Origin of the sequence: Flavobacterium movens, from assembly GCF_039581425.1 — a bacterium.
Taxonomy (GTDB): domain Bacteria; phylum Bacteroidota; class Bacteroidia; order Flavobacteriales; family Flavobacteriaceae; genus Flavobacterium; species Flavobacterium luteolum.
Map to the genome: position 1 here is coordinate 79,191 of NZ_JBCPXY010000009.1, position 25,326 is coordinate 104,516.

Here is a 25,326-nt window from a genome sequence, read left to right on the forward strand (position 1 = left end):
AGATTAGAAAAAAATGAAAAACAAAATATTTTCCTCTGGAGCAATTATAGCAGCTAGTGTATCTTTTCTTTTACTGCCGCTTAATTCATGCGAAAAAGAATTAGAGGTAACTCCATATTCTTATTTTACAACAGCTAATTTTTTCAAAACTCCAGAAGAGGCTAATATGGCTATATTGGGAGTTTATGAATCGATGTCGTCTTTTGACAGTTATGGCTGGAACATTTCTATACTTTTTGATACCGATACTGATATTCAGCAAATAAACGGATTAAGTGCCGATGACTGGCGTACGATACCGCATTATCAAGGTATTTCGCAAACAAACGTTTTTTATGCCGTTTGGAGCAAGTTATACGAAGGAATTGATAGAGCCAATGTTGCCATTGAAAGAATTCCGCAAATGGCATTATACACCGAAGGAACACAGGCTCAGAAAGACCAATTAAACAAATTTATTGGTGAAGCTAAATTTTTACGTGGTTTTTACTACTCTGAATTAGTTCGTTTATGGGGAGATGTTCCTTTTAAAATAAAAAGCTCACAAGCTGGAGATGATTTAAAAGGCGGACTTGTAGACCGAAAAGAAATATATACACAGATAATTACTGACATGCAGGAAGCTGCTCTCCTATTGCCAGAACAAATCCCGACAGATGAACGTGTAAACAAATGGGCAGCCAAAGCTATGTTGGCAAGAGTTGCGTTATTTGCTGGCGGATACTCTTTAGGCGCAGACGGAACGATGAGCCGTCCTGCTAACTATAGAGATTATTATAAATTGGCACAACAGCAAATCAACGAAATAATGGCGCAAAATCCGTATAAGTTGAATCCGTCTTATTCAAAAGTTTTTAAAAATCAGTGCCAGCATATTTTAGAACCGACTGAAAACATTTTTCAAGTTGCTTTTTACAATCCTGCAGGATATAGAGAAAATTCCTCTAACATTGGTAATTTTAATGGTGTAACAACGGCAAATGGTTTTTATTCTTCAACGAATTCAAGATGTGTCGTTCCAAAACCTTTTTATAACGGATTTAATGCTGCAGATCAGAGAAGAGATTTCTCAATTGCCATGTATACGCTTAATGCAGCTGGAAATAAAGTTCCTCTTTTAACAACTAGACAAGACGAAAGCTGGACAGTTGGAAAATGGAGCCGTGAATTTCAAACCAATTCCATCCAAGAAAAAGCATACAGCCACATTAACTGGGTTATTATGCGTTATTCTGACTTACTTTTAATGCGTGCCGAAGTTGAAAATGAGTTAAATGATGGCCCAAATGCTGCTGCATATGATGCCATTAATCAAGTTCGCCAAAGAGGTTTTGGTGCCGACATTCAAGGAAGCCGAATTGCTGTTGATTTAAAAACAAAAGGTTCTGGATATAGCTCTGCTGCAAATGTCGTAATCCAGATTACAGGTGGCGGTGGTTCTGATGCTTCTGCCGCAGTCGTAACGCTTACAAGTGGTACAATTGGAACGATTGCAATGCTTCGTACTGGCGACGGTTATACCTCTGTGCCAACTGTAACCATTACAAGTACCGACGGAAAAGGTTCTGGCGCAACGGCAACTGCTAGAATTTTACCAAAACCAACAACAACAGAAATTAATTTGCCAACTGGCCTTGATAAAAATAGTTTTCTTAAAGCCGTTCAGCAAGAAAGGGCTTGGGAACTTTCTTTTGAAGGAATGAGAAGAGCTGATTTGATTAGATGGGGACTTCTAGCAGACAAAATAACCGAAACTGGAAATGCGGTAAAACTTATCCGTTCTAATTATTTCTATCCAGCAGTAGGAAACTTTGTAACAGGAAAACATGAACTTTATCCTTATCCGCAAAATGAAACTGATGTAAATAAGAACATTACAAGACAGAATCCTAAATATTAAACTGGTTGTTCTTATAATTCATTAAACGAGAATGAATTTATTCTCTCGTCTTGAAAAATTCTTTAAAAAACATTAATGCAGAACCAAGTTCTGCATTAATTGTTTCTTCTGAACTGAAAACCGCATTTTCTTATTAAAGCAGATTTATCCTTAAATGTTAAAAGAAACACTTTAAAAAGGATTAATAAAAATACAATTATGATAAACTTATATAATTCTGAACTGGCACAATCCTACGCAGTTGGAATCGATGTTGGCGGAACTTCACTTAAATGTGGTCTTGTCAATGAAGAAGGAAAAATTTTACTGTCCTTTCTAGTTCCATTACAGAATGCTCGCACCCAAGAAGAAATTATACAGCTAATCGCAGATGCAATCACACAATGCACCTTACAACTAGAAAAGCCAATTGCTGGTGTGGGAATTGGTTTTCCTGGACTTGTGGAAAATGGCGTAATCATAGGAGGTGCAGATAATTTACCCGGTTTTAAACAATTGCCATTAAGCGATATTTTACAAGAACTAACAGGCCATAATATCATTATTGATAACGATGCCAACTTAATGGGTCTCGGCGAATTAACCTATGGAGCAGCAAAAGATTGTACCGATGCCGTTTTTCTAACTGTAGGCACAGGTATTGGCGGAGCCATTATGATTAATAAACAACTTTACGGTGGCTTCAATAATCGTGGCGGTGAATTGGGACATATTATAATACAGCAAAATGGTTTAACATGCTCTTGTGGAGGACGTGGCTGTCTGGAAGCTTACGCATCTATTACTGCTTTAATTGAAGATTATAAATCGCAAAGCAACTTTTCTTCCAAAGAAATTGATGGACGTTACATTATCGAGAAATATCATACTGGAGAAAAATATGCCATAAGTTCAATGGAACGTCATTTTGATTATTTAGCGGCAGGTATAGCAAGTTTTATCAATATCTGCAGTCCGCAAAAAGTAATTATAGGTGGAGGAATCAGCGAAGCTGGCATGTTTTATATCAATGAATTAAGGCACAGAGTAAAAGCACTATCAATTCCAGCTGCGTCGGCTCATACTCAGATTGTTGCAGCCAAATTAGGAAATCAGGCAGGTATATTGGGTTGCAGTGCAAATGTTTTTCAGAAATTTAAACTCGAGCAGTATGAAACGAAATAATTTTCTGGTTGTAATGATATTAGTTATTTGGTTCGTAATCTCTTTTGTAACCAATATTTTAGGCCCATTAATGCCCATCATCATTCAAACGTATAAACTCAGCCTGACTATGGCGGCTTTTCTACCATTCTCATTCTTCTTAGCATATGGAATTATGTCTATACCGGCTGGAATACTAATCGAAAAAATAGGCGAAAAAAAAGCAATGCTACTTGCTTTTTCTTTGAACTTGGTAGGTTCAGCAACCTTTGCTTTAAATCCTCTTTACAGTACCGCTTTAAGCTCTTTATTTGTAATTGGATTAGGAATGGCAATGCTGCAAGTTATTATTAACCCGCTGATGCGTACAGCTGGTGGCGAAGAAAACTTTGCTTTCTACTCTGTTATGGCACAGCTAACATTTGGTTTCGCCTCTTTTGTTAGTCCATTTGTTTTTACTTATCTCTTACACCAAAACAATACTTTTCTGGACTTTATTTTTAACAATCTTGTTCAAAATAATTTAAACTGGACAATCTTATACTGGCTGTTTACTCTGATTTTTATGGTTATTATTCTAGTAATAGCACTGCTGAAAATACCAATTGTAAAACTCAATGATGATGAAAAAACAGGTACTTTTCAGGTATATTCAGAACTGCTAAAGAAACGAGAGATTTGGCTTTTTTTTCTTGGAATTATCGCTTACGTGGGCACAGAACAATCGTTGGCCAATTGGATGTCTGAATTTTTAAAAACCTATCATAGCGTTGATCCTGCTAGTAAAGGCGCAACTGCTGTTGCTTGGTTTTGGGGAGCTATGACTTTTGGCTGTTTGCTTGGACTTGCTCTTTTAAAACTATGGGATTCTAAAATAGTTTTAAAAACAGCTAGTATTTTCTCCATGATAGTTTTAATTGCCGCATTATATGGCGATACTGAAATAGCCATTGCCGCATTTATCGCTTTAGGTTTTACAATTTCAGTTATGTTTTCAATCATATTTTCTTTAGCACTTAATTCTACTAACAAGCATCATGGCTCATTTTCGGGAATTCTCTGTTCTGGAATTTTTGGAGGTGCGCTTGTGCCTCTTATTATTGGCACTCTAGGTGATTATCTCGGGCTACGTTATGCTATGTCTTTTCTATTTCTAACTCTTGGTTATATTTTATTTATTGCTTATAGAGCAAAACCAATAGTTAATAATAAAACCACCAAACTGAAAAACATTTTCAAAAGCGAAACACAAAACTAAAGCGTAAAATAAGTCTTAAATAGCCTATAAGCATTTATTTTAATTAAAATTAATATCATTTTGCACAAAATCAAAACTATCTTAAGTCAATGATGCCTAAATTCGTTTTGTGCTTTCAAAGACAATCAAACAAATAAAAATACCTATTAAACTAATCTGATCATAATGATATTTAAAAAAACAATATTTCTGCTATTTATAGCAGGTTTGATCGCTTTTCCATTTGCCAGTATAGCTCAAACCAGTGATCGTCCAAATATTCTAATTATAATGACCGATCAGCAGACTGCTGATGCCATGAGTATTGCAGGAAATAAAGACTTATATACACCAGCAATGGATAAATTGGCACAAAATGGTGTGCGTTTTACTAGAGCATATTGTGCTCAGCCTTTGTGTTCTCCATCGCGCAGTTCAATTATGAGTGGAAAAATGCCCTTTGAAAATGGTTTTATCGGAAATGCTCCAGAGAAAGATGGACAATGGCCTGAAGATTTGCTTATGATGGGAAAAATTTTCCAAAATGGAGGATATAAAACAGGTTATGTAGGAAAATGGCATTTGCCTGTACCAACTGCAAAGAAAAGTCAGCATGGTTTCGAATACATTGAAAACACAAACTTTCAAGATTATAATGATGCCGCAACCCCTTCATTTTGTGCACGCTTCATCAAAGAGAACAAAGACAAACCATTTTTACTTGTCGCTTCTTTTTTAAATCCGCATGACATTTGTGAGTGGGCACGCCACGAAGATCTAAAAATGGATGTTCTGGAAAAAGCTCCACCCCCAGCACAATGTCCGCCCTTGCCACTTAACTGGAAAATTCCAGATCATGAGCCTAAAATTGTGCGCGAACAGCAAAAAGTAAATCCAGGCACATATCCAAGTGTAAACTGGACAGAAGATCAATGGCGCCAATACCGATGGGCTTATAACCGTTTGGTAGAAAAAGTAGATGTTTATATCGAAATGGTTCTCGCTTCTTTAAAAAAATACAATATCGAGAAAAATACCATCATCGTTTTTACAGCTGATCATGGTGACGGTTACGCGGGCCACAGCTGGAATCAAAAACAAATATTATACGAAGAATCAGCAAAAATACCTTTTATCATTTCGAAAATAGGCCAATGGTCACCACGAACTGATGAAATGCTGGTTTGTAACGGAATTGATATTATTCCAACTATCTGCGGATTTACTGGAGTACAAAAACCCAATTATTTAAAAGGAATCGATCTTAGCAAAAAAATAGCCAATCCAGCGCAAAACCTACGCGACACATTGGTTATTGAAACCGATTTTGCCGATAATGAAGAACTTTTAGGAATTAGCGGACGCGCTGTCATTTCTAAAGATTTTAAATATATCGTTTATAATAAAGGCGATTTAAAAGAACAACTATTCAATCTAACCACAGATCCAGGAGAAATTACAAATCTAGCTGTTAATTCAGCCTATAAAAAACAGCTGAATGAAATGCGCCGTTATTTAAAACAATGGTGTAAAGAAAACGGAGATACTTTTCAATCTGGATTGTAAAACCAAAAACAAAATTATGTTGCATAAAAAAACATTTATGTTATTACTTTTTGTAGTCACATTTCAAATATATAGCCAACAGCCAGCGACAATTAAATTAACAGCCGAAACACTGCATGGCAGATTTAGAGAATGGCCCTATCCTGCTAATGGAGTAAATATCAATACAAACGCTCCGGCGTTGCTATGGCCGGGAACAAATGGTAAGAAAAAAATTATGCTGCAAGGAGATATTGGAGACGATTTTACGATCGATCCAAAAATTCATTATGTGGTTTACAAAGTAATGCTGGCCTCTGATCCAGATTTTAAACAAAATTTAATCAGCAGTGAAGAGCAAGAATGGGCAATGTATCCACTACATCAGCCTTTGAAACCTGGAAAATGGTATTGGAAATATGCTTATCGTGAAAAAAGCGCACAAAACTGGATTTGGTCGCCTTCTTACGATTTTATCATTAATCCTGAAACTGCAAACAATCCCGTTTCACCATCAGCCAGTACTGTTTTACAGCGAGTAAATGGACAGCATCCAAGGCTTTGGAATATGAATAAAATAGGCAATGAATTTTACTTGAAAAACCTATCTAATCCTGAAGCTAAAAAATTTATCGCTTACGCAGAAAAATTAATGCTTGAGCCACTTCCCGAGGAAAAACCAAGACGCTACATTGATACAACTGGTAAATCGGAACTTCAGAAAAAAATCAATATTGAGGCCATGTATCATGGTTTTGGAGATATGGTAGGCAATCCTGTACGCAATCTTTGCATTGCCTACCAGCTCACTAAAGACAAAAGATTCATTTTGGACGCTAAACGTAGAGCACTCAATATTGCCAACATGAATCCAGATGGATTAGCTACTCGCGATGATTTTACTGGAGGAGCAATATTAGAAGCTGTTGCATGGTTTTACGATGCTGGTTTTGAATTTCTAAATTCAGACGAAAAAACATTTTTAAAATCTGTTATCAAATTACGCGGTGAGCGAATTTACCGTCATCTTCCAAACCGCTTCGAAATCAATATAAACGACAACCACATCTGGCAGATTACATTACGAAATCTGGCAATAGGCGCCGTAGCAACCGTCGACGAAGTGCCTCAAGCCAATAAATGGCTGACTTATATTTATGAAGTCTGGTCTGCTCGATTCCCTATTTTAAGCAATAATGATGGAGGATGGCATGAGGGAAGTGGTTATTTTAAAGTAAACTTTAGATCATTTATTTATTTATCACAATTATTAGGCGATTTGAGCGGTGTAGATTATTTTCAGCTACCTTGGATGCAAAACCTTCCATACTTCCTGCTCTATACACATCCATCGGCGGCATCATGCATGGCTATGGGTGACATGTGGGAAAAAGAACCTAATATTTCTAAGACAGATGCTTCCTTTGCTGACGCTCTTACGTATAGAATAAACAACCCTTTTCTTAATACTTATGTAGCAACAATTAAAAAGGATTATCGTAGCTATTTTACAGGAACAGATGATTTATTGCTTTATCGATTAATAAACTATAAATCGGAACGAAATCTGTCTGAATCGTCATTTGCTGAACTTCCAAAATCACGTTGGTTTAAAGATGTGGGTATAGCTGCTATGCATGAAAATCTATCAGATTCATCAAAAAATTTAAGCAGTTACTTCTTTAGCTGCCCTATAGGCTCTTCTGGACACGGTCATGCTTCACAAAATGCGTTTACTATTAATTATAAAGGCAAAACAATATTTGGAGGTACTGGCTATTACAGTAATTTTAGTGATCGTCACAACCTTTTAGATTATCGCACTTCAAGAGCATATTCGACTATTTTGGCAGATAGTTTAGGACAAAAAATTGGTGAAGACGGCTATGGCTGGACGCCGCGTTTTATTACGGGAAAACACATTCAATATGTGCTTGGTGATGCCACAAAAGCTTATGGTCCTATTACAAATGAATTTTGGCTAGATCGTTTTCAAAAAATTAATGTCGTACCAAATGAAAAAAATGGATATGGAGAACGAAATATTAAACTTTATCGCAGACATTATCTACAGTTAGAAGATGGTTATGTGGTAATTTACGACGAACTCGAAGCTGAAAACCCAGTAAAATGGACTACCCAATTTCAAGTACCTTATTACACAATCGAATCAAAAGGAACAACCAATAATAAACAGCAGAATTTTACCGTAAAAACAGATGTAGGCTTAGTTAATACGAGTGTTTTTGCTAACAATGAACTTAAAATGCAAGTACACGATAAGTTTACCGAAGCTGCCGTAAACTGGAATAAAGTAACTGGTCCAGACGGAAAAGTTTTTGAATACAAAAATCAATGGCATGCAGGAATAACTTCAACGCCAAGTAAAAAAATGCGTTTTTTAACCGTCATTAAAATCGATGGTAAAGCTTCAGATACTATAAAACCAGTATCATTAGAAAATGGAAGCATTCAGCTGAATTTTGGCAACTGGGAATTATCTGCACAATTAAATAGTGATGAAGCGCCAATGCTGAATATTAAAAATGAAAAATTAAACTCAGCCTTTAATTATGGTACTTCCTTTATTAAACTAGGGAAAAAAACATATCAGCACCAAACCGGCGGAAGCTCAATGCTTGTTGAAACAATCAATAACAAACCAATGCTGCAAGAAGTAATCGATGAATTACCAGATGTAGCAAAATATGATTCTAAAACCAATTAATGATTACCATGATAAAAAGAATAAGTTTTTCGATCTTACTAATTATAAGTGGTAAAGTATCTGCTCAGCAACCTGCAGAGATAAAACTGACCGCCGAAAAATTACATTCGAGAGTACGCGAGTGGCCATATCCTGTAAACGGTGTAACGGTTCCAACAAATGCTCCTGCTCTGCTTTGGCCTGGAACTAACGGTAAAGAAATGGTGAAACCAATGGAAAGCGGCAGTGCGATTCCCGAAGATCCAAATATTGGCAACGTACGATATAAAGTGATGCTTGCCAGCGATAAAAACTTTACCAAAAATGTAATTGCCAGCGCAGAACAGCGTTGGGCCGTTTATCCTCTGCATCAAGCATTAAAAGCTGGAAAATGGTACTGGAAATATGCTTATGCCCTAAAAAGCAGCAATCAATGGACATGGTCACCAACTTACGATTTTGTAATTGATGCCAAATATGCAAACGAAAAAGTTTCTCCGCCAGTAACCGAAGTTTTAAAACGAAATGAGGGAGCACATCCAGTTTTGTGGAATATGCGTACTATTGGCGATGATTTTTATAAAAACAATCTTGATAATCCTGAGGCGAAAAAGTTTATCGCTTTCGCGGAAAAATTAATGCTTGCTCCTCTTCCAACTGAGAAACCACAACGCGTCATTGATACAACAGGCAAAAATCCTTTAGAGAAAAAGATCATTATTGAGCGAATGTATCACGGTTTTGGAGATGCTGTTGGAACTCCTGTTCGCAATTTATGCATTGCCTATCAGCTTACTAAAGACGAGCGTTTTATTTTGGATGCCAAACGTAGAGCAATAAACATTGCCCACATGAATCCTGACGGACTAGCAACAGGCGATGACTTTACAGGCGGTGCCGTACTTGAAGCTTTAGGATGGTTTTATGATGCAGGTTATGAATTCTTATCACCTCAAGAAAAAGAACTTTTTAAAAACATTATTAAACTTAGAGCCAAAAGAGTTTACGATCATTTGCCTAATCGTTTTGAATTGCACGTTAGCGACAATCACGTTTGGCAAATTACCATGCGAAATCTTGCTATTGCAACAGTTGCGGTTATAAATGATGTGCCTGAAGCAAAAGAATGGCTTACGTATTTGTATGAAGTCTGGTCGGCGCGTTTCCCGGTTTTAGGCACAACAGATGGCGGCTGGCATGAAGGAAACGGCTATTTTAGAGTTAACTTTAAGTCGATTATTTATCTCTCTCAAATGTTTGGCGATTTTAGCGGAGTCGATTATTTCAAACTGCCTTGGATGCAGAATCTGCCTTACTATATGCTTTATACACATCCCAATAAATCGGCAAGCACTGCGATTGGCGATATGTGGGAGAATATTCCCTGCATTACAAAAGGCGAAGCTTGGTTTGCAGATGCGCTTACTTATAAAATTGACAATCCGTATTTAAATTGGTATGTTGATGGAATAAAAAGAGAATATCCATCGTATTATCATGGTACAGACGATTATCTTCTTTTTCGACTTTTAAATTATAAACCAAATCGAAATTTGCCTGCTTCCTCGCCTTTTGTTTTACCAAAAACACGCAAATTTGGAGATGTCGGTGTTGTCGCGATGCACGAAGATTTAGCTAATGCCGATAAAACGCTAAGCAGTTATTTATTCAGCAGTCCGTTTGGTTCTTCTGGACATGGGCATGCTTCGCAAAACGCCTTTACCATCAATTATAAAGGAAAAGTAATCTTTGGAGGAACAGGTTATTACAGCAATTTCAGCGACAAACACAATCTTCTCGATTATCGATCAACAAAAGCTTATAATACCATTTTAGCAGACAGTTTAAATCAAAAAATTGGTGAAGAAGGTTACGGATGGATTCCGAGAGCGATTGCTGGAAAGCGCATTCAGTACGCTTTAGGAGATGCAAGCAATGCGTATGGCGAAATTAAAAGTGAATTTTGGCTGAATAGATTTGAACAAATCAAAGTAGTTCCGAGCAAAGAAAACGGTTACGGAGAATCTGGAGTAACCTTATACAGAAGACATATGCTGCAATTAGAAGGCGGATATATTGTTTTATATGATGAACTGGAAGCCAAAACTCCAGTAAAATGGACAACACAGTTTCATTGCCCTTATTACGCAATTGAAGGTCAGAATTCCGAAAACTCAAATCAGCAGCAATTTGCAGTTAAAACCGATTCAGGAAGTGTTACGGCGAATGTTTATGCTGAAAGTCCTTTAAAAATGGCGGTACACAATCAGTTTTTCGAAGCTGCTGTAAACTGGAATAAAGTGACCAATGATGAAGGACAAATTAAAGATTTTAAAGATCAATGGCACGCGGGAATCACTTCTCAGCCAAAACAAAAATTTAGATTCTTAACCATCATCCAAATTAGAGATGGCATAACAGAAGCCATTAAAACACTATCCAACAAAGATGGATTTACAGCTTTACAAGTTGGAGACTGGAATATAAAAGCGCAATTAAACGGAGAAAAACCTGCGGCATTGCAAGTTTCAGGAAACGCAGTAAAATCAATGTTTAGCTACGGAAATCTGCCAATTCAATTTGAAGGAAAAAAATACATGCCAAACATCGATGGAAGTTCTTTATTGCTTGAAATTGATCATGCTAAAGTAATCAGACAAGAAGCGATAGACGAATTGCCAGATGTCGCTAAATATGATAAAAATTAAGAATAAAAAGTGTTTTCTTTTTATTTAAATTTAAACATTCAGTAAAAACAAATAACAAATTATAATTCAAACCTTTATGAAGAAAACGATTGTCCTTTTTACGTTCTTCTACATAACTCTTTTCAGTGCGAAAAGTTATGCCCAAGTGCAAGATCGCTATTTCCGAACCATTTCGGTTGATAAAGGCTTGTCGCAAAGTTCTGTTTTTGCCATTCAGCAGGATACTTTGGGTTTTATCTGGATTGGAACTCAAGACGGATTAAATCGTTATGATAGTAAAGGTTTTAAAGTGTATCGCCCAGTAAAAAATACTAAAAATAGTCTGCAATCGTATTTCATTCGAAGTTTGTTTACAGACCACAAAGGGCGATTATGGATAGGTGGCAATCAAGGTTTAAGTGTTTATAACTATGATACTGATAACTTTACAAATTACCAGTTTCCAAAAAGTTTAGGCGAATGGTATATTTCATCTATTACAGAAGACAATGAAAATCGAATTTGGGCAGCATCAATTACAGGAGAAATTTTTGTTCTTTCTCCTAAAGATGGAAAATTTACAAATATTAAATTCAAAGCATCTTCTCACGAAATAAAGGAGATCGCTTATATCGGTTTTTGGCAGCAACAGCTTATTATTGGTACAGATGTAGGGCTTTTTCAATTAAACTCAAAAACACATCAAATAAAAAAACTAAATCTAGGAATAAACAAACCCTACATCAATAATGTTTTTATAGATAATAAGAACTTATGGATTGGAACAGAAGGTTATGGAGTAATTCTTTATAATGGTCAAAACCGCCAGACTTCCAACCTTATACACAACTCATCATCGAACAGTATTGCTGATAATAATATTCGCTGTGTGGGTAAAGATACAGAAGGTAACATCTGGTTTGGCACTTTTAGAGGTCTATCTATTTATAATCAAGCTGCCAATTCTTTTACAAATTATTATCATCAAATTTCACAGCCTTATACGATTGCTCAAAATTCGGTGCGCTGTTTCTTGAAAGACAAACAAAACGGAATCTGGCTAGGGACATACTATGGCGGCATCAATTACTATCATAAAAACGATATAAAATTTAATATCTTAAGCCAAAACTCAGCTAAACCGTCTTTAAACGACGAAGTAATCGGAGTGATCAAACAAGATTCTAAAGGCAATTTCTGGATTGGAACCAATGACAAAGGAATAAATTGTTGGAACAAAAATGCTGGTACAATCCGTTATTTTTCGAATAATGAAAACAATCCTAACAGCATAAGTTCTAATAATATTAAAGCCATTGCTTTTGATGATAATGGTAATGTGCTTATTGGCACTCATAATGGCGGAATGAATCTTCTAAATCCAAAATCAGGAACAGCACAACGATTTCTTCACGATGAAAAAAATCCGAACAGCATTGCAGGAGATTTAGTATACGCACTGCTTAAAGATTCTAAAGGTCGTATTTGGGTAGGCACAAGAACTGGTTTAGATCAATTTCATCCTGAAAATAAGACTTTTACCCACATTCATCTTGACAAAGCAGGAAAACGCTTGGCATCAGATGCCGTTACTTTTTTATTTGAAGACAGTAAACATCGCATTTGGATCGGAACTACAAACGGAGTTACGTTATTTTATCCTGATTCCTTTTTATTTGGAAATGTTGGCCATGGAAAATTAAGCGATGATATTATCAATTGTATAACTGAAGATCAAAAACATCGAATTTGGATTGGCACCAGAGAAGGTTTACGTCTATTTGATGAAAATCAGGAATCTTTTATAAGCTTTAAAGCTAGAAAAGACTTTTTTGAAGAAACCATCTATGGCATTGTACCAGATAATGATAATAATTTATGGATTTCTACCAACCATGGTTTAATCAAATTTAACCCTGACAACCGCTCGATCGAAAATTTTGACGAAAGTGACGGTCTGCAAAACAAGCAGTTTAACGAATATTCGTTTTGTAAAGCACAAGATGGTATGCTCCTTTTTGGTGGCATAAAAGGCATTTCGTACTTCTATCCTACTATGATCAAACAAAAACCGCTGCCTTTAAAATTAAACTTTACCGCTTTAGAAGTTTTAAATAAAACCGTTGCAGTAGAAGATGAAACCGATATTTTGGAACAGCATATTGATCAGGTTAAAGAGCTCGAAATTGGTTCAGAATACAAACAATTTAGCATCTTTTTTAATACGTTCAATTACATTTCTTCCAACAGAACTTACTATTTCTACAAACTGGAAGGCATTGATAAAGACTGGCAAAGAACAGACCAATTGAAGGTAAGCTACAGCAATTTATCTGCAGGAAAATATAATTTTCAGATAAAAGCTGTTGGTCCAAATGGCGAAATGAGCGCTGTTAGAAGTTTGCAAATTGTAATACTTCCGCCTTGGTACAAAACGATATGGTTTTCTTTGTTGTTGCTTGCTATTATTGGTACAGCAGTTTATATCGGTTTTAAGATCATTAAGGAAAGAATTCAAGCCGAGCAGCAGTTAAAACTGGAAAGAATTGAGAAGGAAAGAGTGAGTTATATCAATCAAATAAAAATGGATTTCTTTACTAATGTATCACATGAACTCAGAACTCCTTTAACGTTGATTCTAGCGCCTTTAGAAGAACTATTAAAAATGCCGTTTGCAGACAAAATCACCAAAAAGAAACATGAATTAATGTTCATTAATGCCAAACGTCTTTACAATTTGGTCGATCAGCTGTTTGAGTTTAGAAAAACAGAAATGGGAACGCGTCCGTTAAAAGTGGGCAAAAGCGATATTGTTCGTTTTACGCAGGAAATTTTCGAATCGTTTAAACCGCTTTCAGAAAAAAACAACATTCATTATACTTTTCATTCAGCCGAAACACAGCTTGTATTTCTTTTTGATAAAGATGCGATGGAGAAAATTTTGTTCAATCTCTTGTCTAATGCTTTTAAATATACCAAAGAAGGACAAAGTATTCATGTTGAATTATTGAAGAAAAACGATACGGTACAAATAAAAGTCGCTGACACGGGAGTCGGAATTAGTGCGGAGAATTTATCTAAAGTCTTTGATCGTTTTTATCAAGTAAACAACCGCGAAATGAATTTGGGCTCTGGTGTTGGTTTGGCTTTTACAAAACGTTTGGTCGAATTGCATCATGGCGAAATTAGTGCCGAAAGTGCCGAAGAGCAAGGAAGTACTTTTACAGTTGCCATTCCGATCTTGGATCAGGTTTATAAAAACGATCAGCAGATAGAAGAATCATTATACGATTTGTCTATTGTTACCGATAATGAATTGGATAATGAAAATGAAATAGAAGAAGAAAATGAAGTAATAGACAGCAATCAGCCAGTGAAATTACTAATTGTAGACGACAACAAAGAAATACTAGATTATCTGCAGGATTATTTTAGCAAAACCTACGATGTAACGGTTGCATACAATGGTCAAATGGCATTAGATTTATTAGAAATTAATCCTTTTGATTTAATTATCAGCGATGTAATGATGCCTGAACTGGATGGTTTGCATTTTTGTAAACGTGTAAAACAGAACATTAATACGTCGCACATTCCGCTGATGCTCTTAACGGCACGAAATGAAACCAGCCAACAAATAAAAGGCCTTGAAATGGGAGCTGATGATTATATTACAAAACCATTTTCGACGCCACTATTGGCTGCAAAAATCACTAATCTATTGCGTTCTCGTAAACGATTAAAGGAATACTATTCAGTTGGAAAAGAAATGGTTCCAGAGAATATCGCATTCAATACTTTAGATGAAGAATTTTTAAAAGAAGCCATTAGAATTGTCGAAGATCATTTGGCAGATTCTGAATTTACAGTAGATCATTTCAGCCGTGAAATCGGAATGAGCCGTTCGAATCTTTATATCAAATTAAAAGCAATCACGGGCGAATCGGCAATGGATTTTATTAAACGAATCCGTTTTAAAAAAGCTGTAGAATTAATGCAGAGCAAGCGATATACAATTGCTCAAATAACCTACATGTGCGGTTTTAATTCGCCATCTTATTTCTCAACCGCTTTTAAACAACATTACGGTTGTATGCCAAGCGAATATTTAGCCCGATTAGAAAACACAAAAGAATAACTTACAACAACACAACGATACCTTAATGCAAACATTTCATCAATTGATTCTACGAACCTAAAAATGGTTTAAGCTAATTTTTTAAAACTCTAAAAATTTCGTCCGAAAAAGAACTTTTATTAGTCGGACAGCCCAATCTATGCCTTAACTGAGCCTATTCATTCAAAAAATATTCAAAACAAATCTCATGAAATTTTCACACTTTATCTTACTGTTTTGTGCTTTACCTTCTGCATTAATTGCTCAAAACAAGGCTAGCATTACCATTACAAACCATTCTGCTCTAGACAGAAAAGAAACGGTGACAGCCATAAAATGGAAAGACATTCTTCTCTCTTATCCGCAGATTGATACTGCCGATTTTTTAATCATTGACCCTAAAGCAAAAAAGCAAATTCCATTTCAATTAGAGCACAAAGGACAATCTGCGATTCAGAATGTATTGGTTCAAATAGATCTTAAAGCAAAAAGTTCGCTGCAGCTTTTCATTCAAAAGGGAAAACCAGAAAAATTCGCTTCTAAAACTTTTGCTCGATTTGTCCCTGAAAGATTGGACGATTTTGCTTGGGAAAATGATAAAATCGCTTTTCGTGCTTACGGAAAAGCTCTGGAAAAAACAGAAGGCGATGCTTACGGTTTTGATGTTTGGGTAAAAAATACTTCTAAACTGGTTCTAAATGATCGTTATAAACGCAATGATTATCATATCGATCACGGTGACGGACTTGATTACTATCATGTTGGCTATACTTTGGGCGCAGGAAACATGGCTCCTTTTGTAAAAGATACTATTCGCTATTCTGGAAATTATCATCAATGGAAAATATTGGATAGTGGTCCGCTTCGCACGACTTTTCAACTGATTTATGACAGCTGGAATGCTGGCGGAATTAAAGTGAAGGCTACAAAAACCATTTCTATAGATGCTGGTTCACAGCTTAATAAAATTGAAAGCAACTATACTTTCGACGATAAAAACCCTTTGCCTGTTGTGGTTGGGGTTATAAGACGTGATAAGCAAGGCATAATTGGCTTAAATGAACAACAGGGAATTATGAGTTATTGGGAACCCACTTTTGAAAAAGAAGGAACTACAGCTGTCGGTGCAATATTGAGCACTCCTGCCCAAAAAATGTGGGTAGATAAAGAACAGCTGCTAGCCCTAACTTCGGTAAGAAATAACGAACCTATTGTTTATTATTCTGGGGCTGCTTGGGACAAAGCGGGGCAAATAACCAATTCTAAACAATGGCAGGATTATTTGGATCATTTCAATCAGGGACTTCAAAATCCTTTGATTGTAAATGTGAAAGAAGCATCAAAAACAAAAAAATAATTAAGAATACTATTAACCAAAAAACAAAAAAAATGTCAATTAACTTATTTGATTTAACAGGGAAAACAGCGCTAATTACAGGAGGAGTTCACGGATTAGGAATGGCAATGGCGAAAGGTCTTGGACATGCAGGCGCAAAAATTGTGGTAAACGATCATTCTTCGCAAGAGGCTATAGACAGCGCAATTGCAGAATATAAAGCAGAAGGAATTGAGGCGTATGGCTATTTATTTGATGTAACCGACGAAAATGCCGTAATAGCAGCAATCAGCAAAATTGAAGCTGAAGTTGGGCCTATCGATATTTTGATCAATAATGCCGGAATTATTAAAAGAACTCCGATTATCGAAATGGAAGTTGCCGATTTTGAAGCGGTTATAAAAGTAGATTTAACGGGTCCTTTTATTATTTCTAAGAATGTTGTAAAAGGAATGATTAACCGCGGTGGCGGAAAAATCATTAATATGTGTTCTATGATGAGCGAACTGGGAAGAGATTCTGTAAGTGCGTACGCATCGGCAAAAGGAGGTTTGAAAATGTTAACCAAAAACATGGCGACAGAATGGGCTAAATTCAACATCCAGACTAACGGAATTGGTCCTGGTTATTTTGCGACAAGTCAGACAGCACCAATTCGAGTAAATGGTCACCCTTTTAACGAGTTTATCATGGGAAGAACTCCTGCAGGACGTTGGGGAGATCCTGAAGATTTGCAAGGAGCGGCAATATTTTTAAGCTCAAAAGCCAGTGATTTTGTAAACGGACACGTGGTTTACGTTGATGGCGGAATTCTAGCTACAATTGGAAAACCTTCAAACGAATAATATTTTATACAGCTGGTGCATTGGTTTATTGAAAATCGATGTACCAGTTTTATTTTATCGCTTAAAATTCAATTGACTAATCAGAAATAAAAAATACCTTTTCTAAAAATGGTCTTCCTTAATCGGTAAACACTTGATTTTATAAAAATCAAACTTTTTACATTCTTCTTAATTGTAACTGGTTACAACTTCAAAAACATCCATAAAATCAAAATATGCGATGCCGTAAATATTCTTAATAGCGCTCAGATAGTGTTTTTTTTTGATATAAACCCAAGGAGATTAAAAATTCTATTGGAGCCTCCATATCTATAAAACATCATCTATCAAATTTGATAAAATTGAATATTTACACAAATTCAAAACATTTATATCCGAATTTGAAATATCATTTTCATTCCCACATTTAACTTAGTCATCCAAAACCACAAAATCTCTTTGGCTATTAAATGCGACCCAAAGAAAAGCTTATTTACTAACTCAACCAAAACCAATTAATTATGAAAAAAAGTTTACTTGTTTTACTTTGTGTATTTTCTTTATTAGAAAGTAAGGCACAAAATTCCAATTGGGAATACAACTTTGGCATTACCGCCTCGATGCCATACGCATCTACTGCTTATAGTTCAACTTATTTGCCTTCACCAACGGCTGGCGGAGGTACTGCTAGTGTAAGAGCTTCGTCTACTACTGAAGGTTTTGTTGAACTCACTTCTTCTAATTTGGCAGGAGGTTCGGGAGCCGAACTTAAAATGAATGGTGGTACAACCGTATCGGGTGCAAAATTTGGCTTGGGGCCTTTTACAGCTACAGCCATTGCAGCATTTGAATGCAAGATCAACATTACATCAGGAACTAATGGCAGATTCTTAATCTATTTTGGCAATGGCAGCAATTTTACCAACGGTAGCGGAATAAGTTTACCGCAAACATTTGCTGCTTTAAGACTGTCTCCTACTCCCACTGCTGTAAGCCTCGATTGGCTTTCGTCTACGACAAGTCCAAACTATACAACAGCAGGGCTTTCGCAGGTTACAATAAATAAAAGTCAGGTTTATGCTCTAAAATTTTTTATGAACAACAGCAATGCTGAAACTTCCTATACAAGCGGAAGTGCGTCTAACTTAACTACTCATACCCTTGCCGCAGGAACTTTTGACATCTGGATCGACAATATTAAAGTACTTACCAATGCAGATCCTGGAACTGGTTTTCTTCCGCAAGGCTCTAATATTAACAGTATGAATCTGCTAAATGTGGGAGCAGGATCATCAGCACCTGTAATGTATATGGATGATATCGTTTATTCTAACTCTTTAATTGCAACACCACCCACACCACCTGCAACAATTACTGGTACCCTTGTTACTGTTGACTATGAAAGTGGTACAGCAAACTCTGGAATTTCAAACTTAACTACAACACATGCCACTGCTAGTGATGCGGAATACTTGGTAAGTCCTGGTCGTACTGGCAATTATGCTATAGCCCACCGTGTGACCATTGGAGATTCGGGATATTTTTCTGATAACCATTGGCGAAGCGAGGCAGCCACAGCTCAAATGCCTACAGACGGGAAATATTATCCGGGAGATGAACGCCGTTTTGAAGTGAGTCTATTGCTGAAAGATTGGGAATCTTATACTGCGGGAATGGCTCAAAATGGAGACATTATTTTCCAAGGCAAACAAAGTGGCGGAGAAAATCCTGCATGGTATTTAAGCGCAAAACGCAATAGCATTACCTTCCGTATACCTAACGACAATATTGAACCCTCTATCATAGACGATTTTCGTCCTTACATCAATCAATGGATTGATTTTAGGATTGATGCAAAAATGACAACTGATAATACTGGTTACTATAAGGTTTATTATAGGTTACCTGGACAAAATGATTATACATTGGCATGGCAAGTGAGCAATTTTAAAACTTTCAATCAGGATGTTCCTGAAGCTAATCCTTCTGGATATTTGAAATGGGGCTTGTATCGTCCCGGACAGTCTATTACATCTGATCCTCCTAATGTTATGACACGTATTATTTATCATGATGACATCAAAATTTTTGAGCTGAATAATACTAGTGCACCTGTACAAATCTGGGGAAACACATTTACTGGAAATAATGTTGAATTTATTGTGCCTATTACAGCAGGAAACACCACAAATCCTAATATAATCAGTGACGGAAATACGGCACCAAATTTTTATTACGGCACTAGCGGTGGCCTCAATACAGCAGGCGTAATTAGTGGTCGTGTTTTACTAAATGGCTGGACCAGCAAAACAAATACTTCAGATCCTGCTACTTCATTTAATCCAGATCAGTATTTTGAGTTCAAACTTCAACCTAAAAATGGCTACAAAATAGATTTTTCTAATCTTCAATTTACGGCTAGAAAAGGAAACGCTTCTGATCCAAGCACATACGTTATAAGATCCAGCATAGACGGTTTTACAAGTGATATTACGGCACCTCAAAGTTTTACTGGAACAGCCGCAACCTTGCTTACTTATGACCTAAGCCCCCTGACCAATATCAAAACCCCGATTACATTGCGTTTATATTGGTACGGATCAAACAGAATCTCTGGAACTTCTTTAGTGGGTATTGATGACTTTTCATTCAACGGTCAAGTTAAACCAGTACTTTATCTGCCTGAAATGTCAAATATTATCACTAACACTAATACCGGTTTACCTACCTATACAGCACAAGCCAATGAATTTGACATCACCGCTTTAAACAACTGCAGTAACGTTGCTTACAGCTATTTGCTTACTGGAGCAACCTCTGCTACTGGTAATACTACATTAGCCAATAAAGTTTTTAATAAAGGAATTACAACTGTAACGTGGACAGCAACCGATGGATGCAATAATAGTTCGACTTCTTTCACTATTACAATTAATGATACAGAAAAGCCTGTTTTTGCAATACCCGCTCCTATAACGCTCTCAAATGACGAAAATCAGTGTGGAGTAGCATTTATATTAACTCAACCAATAGTTACCGATAATTGTGCTGTAGCAAGTATTATCAATAATGCACCGACAGTATTTCCTCATGGTACAACAACTGTAATATGGACGGCTACCGATGAAAATGGCAATACCGCGACAACTTCCCAAACAGTAACGGTTACTGATGCACAAATACCAACTGTAAACTCAGTTGCTTCTGTTGTTCTTTGTTATGAATCAAGCGGAAATTACAATATACCTTTAGCAACTGCTACCGATAATTGTGCAATTGATACCGTTACTTATACAATTACAGGTGCAACTACAAGAAACGGAAATGGATTAGATGCAAGTGGAAATTTTAACGTAGGGACATCCGTTATAACATGGATCGTTACTGATAACGCAGGAAATAACAGTACCAATACCTCAACAGTAACCATCAATAATCCGATTGCGGCTCTCATTCCAGATGTATATGCTGTAAATCCGGGAGGAGATGCTAATACTATTTACTTAGGATATGGCCCCTCTTCTTTAACATTGAACGCAACGCCTACAAATGGAACAGCACCTTTTACTTATTTGTGGAGTAACGGAGCTATAACAGATGCTATTTCTATTAATCCGTCAACACCGGGAGTTCACGATTACAGCCTAACTATTACTGATTCGAAAGGCTGCTATATTACCATAACAAAACAAATAAAAGTAATCGATATTAGCTGTGGTGCAAAAAAAGTACTAATATGCCATACGAACAATAAAAGTCTTTGCATTTCTGCCAACGCTGTGTCAGCACATTTAGCACATGGCTGTCATCTAGGCTCATGCGAGGCTACTTTGTCTTTAAAAAATACTGCAACAAAAATTTCAGAATATCAAATAGATGATTTTATAGTTAATGCATCGCCAAATCCAACAAAAACTGAATTTCAGATAAACATCATTGGAGGTGATGAAACACAGGCTATTTATATTAATGTGTTCGATATATTGGGAAGAAAAATAGATACTGTCAAATCAAATTACACGTCGGCTATAATATTAAAAAATAACTTTAGTGCAGGAATATATCTTGCCGAAATATGCAGTGGAACAAATACAAAAACCATTAAACTTATAAAACAATAATGTAATTCTTATTTGCAAAAATCCATCTCATAAAAAAACTGCCCCGAAATAGTGTTTAGCTATCAGGGGCAGTTCCTATTTATTAACTTATTGCTTCTACTGTATTAAGCCTTTAAGTCGAATCTATCTAGATTCATTACTTTAGTCCATACTGCAATAAAATCTTTCACAAATTTTTCATGCGCATCAGAAGCTGCATATACTTCTGCAATTGCTCTTAATTCTGAATTTGAACCAAAAACAAGATCGGCACGTGTTCCAATCCATTTAGGCTGTCCGGTGCTTCTATCGTTTCCTGCATAAAGTTCCTGATCATTAGAAACCGATTGCCATTGCGTGTTCATATCTAGCAGATTTACAAAGAAATCATTTGTCAATCGACCTGGTCGAATGGTAAAAACACCATTTTTACTTCCGTCAGCGTTAATATCCAAAACGCGAAGTCCTCCTAAAAGCACTGTTAATTCTGGTGCTGTAAGATTCAATAAATTCGCTTTATCTATAAGAAGCTCTTCTGTTAAAACAGATGATTTTGTTTTTCTATAATTTCTAAAACCATCCGCTTTCGGTTCAAGATATCCAAAAGATTCAACGTCTGTCTGCTCGGCAGAGGCATCCATGCGCCCTGGAGAAAAAGGAACTGAAACTGAAGCTCCAGCATCTTTAGCCGCTTTTTCAACAGCAGCAGAACCAGCCAAAACAATTAAATCGGCTAATGAAACTTTTTTATTACCATTTACGTCATTAAATTCTTTTTGAATACTTTCTAATTTATCTAAAACCACTTTTAATGCAGCAGGATTATTTACTTCCCAGTCTTTTTGTGGTGCAAGTCTTATGCGTCCACCGTTTGCACCGCCTCGCTTATCTGATCCTCTAAACGTAGATGCAGAAGCCCAAGCTGTTGAAACTAACTGAGAAATACTTAAACCTGAATTTAATATTTTCTCTTTCAGCTGAGCTACATCTTGATCATCAATTAATGTATGATTTACTTCTGGAATAGGATCTTGCCATAGCAATTCTTCTGCAGGCACTTCAGATCCAAGATAAAGAGTTTTTGGCCCCATATCACGATGTGTCAGTTTGAACCATGCGCGAGCGAAAGCATCTGCAAATTCATCAGGATTTTCAAAAAATCGGCGTGAGATTTTCTCGTAAGCTGGGTCTAGTCTTAACGATAAATCGGTTGTAAGCATTGTTGGCAAGTGCTTTTTATTAGGATCAAAAGCATCTGGAATAATTGCTTCAGCATTTTTTGCCACCCATTGATGCGCACCTGCTGGACTTTTAGATAGCTCCCATTCAAAACCAAATAAGTTTTCAAAGAAGTTGTTGCTCCATTGTGTTGGCGTTTTTGTCCAAGTCACTTCAAGACCACTAGTAATTGCATCTGGACCTTTTCCTGAACCATAACTGTTTTTCCATCCTAGACCTTGCAATTCTAAGCCAGCCGCTTCTGGTTCTTTACCTACGTGATCAGATGAAGCGGCTCCGTGAGTTTTACCAAAAGTATGTCCGCCAGCAATTAACGCTACAGTTTCTTCATCATTCATCGCCATACGTCCAAAAGTATCTCGTATATCTTTAGCTGCAGCGATAGGATCAGGATTTCCGTCTGGCCCCTCTGGATTTACATATATAAGTCCCATCTGCACTGCTGCAAGAGGTTTTTCAAGATTTCTACTATGAATTTTTCCATCTGCATCATCATCTGACGAAACAACACCATGATCTTTCGGAACTCCTTCTGAACCATCTTTGTAACGTTCATCGCCACCAAGCCAAGTAGTTTCAGATCCCCAGTACACAGATTCGTCTGCTTCCCATACATCGGCACGTCCTCCTGCAAAACCAAATGTTTTAAAGCCCATTGACTCCAAAGCAACATTTCCTGTTAAGATTAGTAAATCGGCCCATGAAATTTTTTGTCCGTACTTTTGTTTTATTGGCCAAAGTAATCTTCTTGCTTTATCAAGGCTCACATTATCAGGCCAGCTATTAAGAGGTGCAAATCTCTGTTGTCCAGCTCCAGCTCCTCCTCTACCGTCATGCACTCTGTAAGTTCCCGCGCTATGCCAAGCCATTCTAATGAAAAGTCCGCCATAATGACCAAAATCGGCAGGCCACCAATCTTGTGAATCAGTCATAAGAGCATGTAAATCTTTCTTTACAGCTTCAAGATCTAGGGTTTTAAACGCTTCTGCATAATTAAAATCCGTATTCAGCGGATTTGACAATACTGAATTTTGTCTTAGAATATTTAATTTTAACTGTTGAGGCCACCAGTCACGATTCTTCGTTCCTGAAGCTGCTTGTTTGTCTATGCTCCCGTTATGAAAAGGGCATTTGCTGATGTCATTTGATTGATTATCCATAGTTGAAAAATTTTATTTTTTACTAAATTACAAACTAATGAAAGAGAAAATTAGGGCTGTGGATTGTAATTACTACTTCCAAAATAGACAAAATCTATTCATTGTCATTTTTCATATTTAAAATCCTTATAACTCATATAGTACACAAAAAAGAACATTTCTTGAAAAAACATTTTTTTCTGCTATGAGATATTGACTACATAAATTTAATAAAAAGAATCTTTTCATTTATAAAAAATTATAGCCCAGTCACTTGCTGTAAATATTATACTCCAATGGAACATTTTTGAAGAAAAGAGAGTTGTATTAATCTTTAAAAATATACAAAAAATATAGCTCGGATTTCTGTGTACGTAAAAACGTACTTTATTGCTCCTGCCTAAAATTTATATTATTCAACTTTACACTTTCGGTTCCCAAATACCGTAATCTACTATCTATTATTACTAACTATTAATCGTTTACTAACCTTAAAACTAAAAAAATGAAGAAATTCTTAAAATTAACCAGCGTATTATTTATTACAGCATTGGTGCTTAATTCTTGTGAAAAGGAACAAGAAGATGTAAATGCGCTTCAAACTGCTAAAAAAGAAGCACAGCAAATTGCTAGTAAAGATACGCTTGCATCTAATTCTGTATTAGAAGGCAGTACAACAGCTAAAGGAACAGCTGGAGCAAGAACCATTACATTGCAAACTAATACATTATCTTGTCCTGGCGGTTTATGCACATCATACGGCGTTTGGTCTACGGGTGTTTATACTGTTTGGTTTCAAATGAAATTTAACAACGGATTTTACTGGAGCCGAGGCGGAAAATGCGGATATGGAATCTTAATTGGTGACCAAAACACAGGTGGTGACGCAGCATGGGACGGAAATGGAGGAAGTGCCAGATTTATGTGGTACTGCCCAAATGGATCAAACACAGCTAAAGGAAGTGGCGCTTATCTTCAGCCTTATGTGTATTACAGAGATCAGCCTGGACAATATGGAAATGACTTTGGTAAAAAATATTATATCCAAGAAGGTGTTACGTATAACTGTCAAATATCTGTAAAGTTGAATACAGGTTCTAATACAGACGGATATGTCAAATATTATGTGAATGGCACAGAAATATTAAATGAAAAAATTCGCTGGGTAACGAACGATGCTAAGCGAAATGTAAATGCTGTAAGTCTACACACTTTCCGTGGCGGAAGTCAAGATTACTGGACAGCTCCAGTTACAAGTTCTATTTATTATCCTAGCGCATCTTGGGACGCTCTATAATGTATAAACTTTAAAACAATTTGGGCCGGAAAAATTAAACTTCCAACTTCGATGC

The 25,326-nt window shown here is 36.4% G+C and carries 12 protein-coding genes; 11 read left to right on the forward strand and 1 reads right to left on the reverse strand.

The features are described from left to right. Positions 1-13: 13 nt before the first annotated feature. The 10 genes from AAYQ05_RS16380 to AAYQ05_RS16425 all read left to right on the forward strand — a co-directional run bounded on the left by AAYQ05_RS16380 (position 14) and on the right by AAYQ05_RS16425 (position 21,617). Positions 14-1,900 carry a RagB/SusD family nutrient uptake outer membrane protein gene (locus AAYQ05_RS16380; protein WP_343544473.1) on the forward strand — a complete coding sequence of 629 codons (1,887 nt, stop codon included), beginning with the start codon at positions 14-16 and terminating at the stop codon, positions 1,898-1,900. Between the two features lie 198 nt (positions 1,901-2,098). After that, the gene (locus tag AAYQ05_RS16385) at positions 2,099-3,064 is read left to right on the forward strand and encodes an ROK family protein (RefSeq protein ID WP_343544474.1); all 966 of its coding nucleotides are present in this window, start codon (positions 2,099-2,101) and stop codon (positions 3,062-3,064) included. Further along, a complete protein-coding gene (locus AAYQ05_RS16390) occupies positions 3,051-4,301 on the forward strand; it encodes an MFS transporter (RefSeq protein ID WP_343544475.1) in 1,251 nt (416 codons plus the stop codon). The genes AAYQ05_RS16385 and AAYQ05_RS16390 overlap by 14 nt, the downstream gene beginning before the upstream one ends. Before the next feature lie 165 nt (positions 4,302-4,466). Beyond that, complete coding sequence (locus AAYQ05_RS16395) at positions 4,467-5,846, forward strand: sulfatase family protein (RefSeq protein ID WP_343544476.1); 1,380 nt, start codon at positions 4,467-4,469, stop codon at positions 5,844-5,846. Between the two features lie 37 nt (positions 5,847-5,883). Further along, positions 5,884-8,553: a DUF4962 domain-containing protein gene (locus AAYQ05_RS16400; RefSeq protein WP_343544477.1), complete on the forward strand. Its 2,670-nt coding sequence runs from the start codon at positions 5,884-5,886 to the stop codon at positions 8,551-8,553. 8 nt (positions 8,554-8,561) lie between these two features. After that, positions 8,562-11,240, forward strand: a complete 2,679-nt coding sequence (locus AAYQ05_RS16405) for a DUF4962 domain-containing protein (RefSeq protein WP_343544478.1) — start codon at positions 8,562-8,564, stop codon at positions 11,238-11,240. Positions 11,241-11,316: 76 nt separating this feature from the next. Beyond that, complete coding sequence (locus AAYQ05_RS16410; protein ID WP_343544479.1) at positions 11,317-15,357, forward strand: hybrid sensor histidine kinase/response regulator transcription factor; 4,041 nt, start codon at positions 11,317-11,319, stop codon at positions 15,355-15,357. A 187-nt stretch (positions 15,358-15,544) separates the two neighbouring features. Beyond that, the gene (locus AAYQ05_RS16415; RefSeq protein ID WP_343544480.1) at positions 15,545-16,693 is read left to right on the forward strand and encodes a BT3233 family polysaccharide utilization protein; all 1,149 of its coding nucleotides are present in this window, start codon (positions 15,545-15,547) and stop codon (positions 16,691-16,693) included. Between the two features lie 32 nt (positions 16,694-16,725). Beyond that, entirely contained in the window at positions 16,726-17,517 is a 792-nt protein-coding gene (locus AAYQ05_RS16420) for a gluconate 5-dehydrogenase (protein WP_343544481.1), read from the forward strand. Between the two features lie 500 nt (positions 17,518-18,017). Beyond that, positions 18,018-21,617, forward strand: coding sequence for a heparin lyase I family protein (locus tag AAYQ05_RS16425; protein WP_343544482.1), 3,600 nt, complete (start codon positions 18,018-18,020; stop codon positions 21,615-21,617). 104 nt (positions 21,618-21,721) lie between these two features. Here AAYQ05_RS16425 and katG read toward each other — a convergent pair whose 3' ends face one another. Next, positions 21,722-23,995 carry a catalase/peroxidase HPI gene (gene katG, locus AAYQ05_RS16430; RefSeq protein ID WP_343544483.1) on the reverse strand — a complete coding sequence of 758 codons (2,274 nt, stop codon included), beginning with the start codon at positions 23,993-23,995 and terminating at the stop codon, positions 21,722-21,724. A gap of 484 nt (positions 23,996-24,479) precedes the next feature. On the opposite strand from katG, the gene AAYQ05_RS16435 reads away from it, so the two are divergent. Further along, the gene (locus AAYQ05_RS16435; protein WP_343544484.1) at positions 24,480-25,271 is read left to right on the forward strand and encodes a polysaccharide lyase; all 792 of its coding nucleotides are present in this window, start codon (positions 24,480-24,482) and stop codon (positions 25,269-25,271) included. Positions 25,272-25,326: the final 55 nt, after the last annotated feature.

Excerpts from the sequence above, each read along its gene's own strand:
- AAYQ05_RS16380 (WP_343544473.1), top strand. The coding sequence starts at position 14 with ATGAAAAACAAAATATTTTCCTCTGGAGCAATTATAGCAGCTAGTGTA.
- AAYQ05_RS16385 (WP_343544474.1), top strand. The coding sequence starts at position 2,099 with ATGATAAACTTATATAATTCTGAACTGGCACAATCCTACGCAGTTGGA.
- AAYQ05_RS16390 (WP_343544475.1), top strand. The coding sequence starts at position 3,051 with ATGAAACGAAATAATTTTCTGGTTGTAATGATATTAGTTATTTGGTTC.
- AAYQ05_RS16395 (WP_343544476.1), top strand. The coding sequence starts at position 4,467 with ATGATATTTAAAAAAACAATATTTCTGCTATTTATAGCAGGTTTGATC.
- AAYQ05_RS16400 (WP_343544477.1), top strand. The coding sequence starts at position 5,884 with ATGTTATTACTTTTTGTAGTCACATTTCAAATATATAGCCAACAGCCA.
- AAYQ05_RS16405 (WP_343544478.1), top strand. The coding sequence starts at position 8,562 with ATGATAAAAAGAATAAGTTTTTCGATCTTACTAATTATAAGTGGTAAA.
- AAYQ05_RS16410 (WP_343544479.1), top strand. The coding sequence starts at position 11,317 with ATGAAGAAAACGATTGTCCTTTTTACGTTCTTCTACATAACTCTTTTC.
- AAYQ05_RS16415 (WP_343544480.1), top strand. The coding sequence starts at position 15,545 with ATGAAATTTTCACACTTTATCTTACTGTTTTGTGCTTTACCTTCTGCA.
- AAYQ05_RS16420 (WP_343544481.1), top strand. The coding sequence starts at position 16,726 with ATGTCAATTAACTTATTTGATTTAACAGGGAAAACAGCGCTAATTACA.
- AAYQ05_RS16425 (WP_343544482.1), top strand. The coding sequence starts at position 18,018 with ATGAAAAAAAGTTTACTTGTTTTACTTTGTGTATTTTCTTTATTAGAA.
- katG (WP_343544483.1), bottom strand. The coding sequence starts at position 23,995 with ATGGATAATCAATCAAATGACATCAGCAAATGCCCTTTTCATAACGGG.
- AAYQ05_RS16435 (WP_343544484.1), top strand. The coding sequence starts at position 24,480 with ATGAAGAAATTCTTAAAATTAACCAGCGTATTATTTATTACAGCATTG.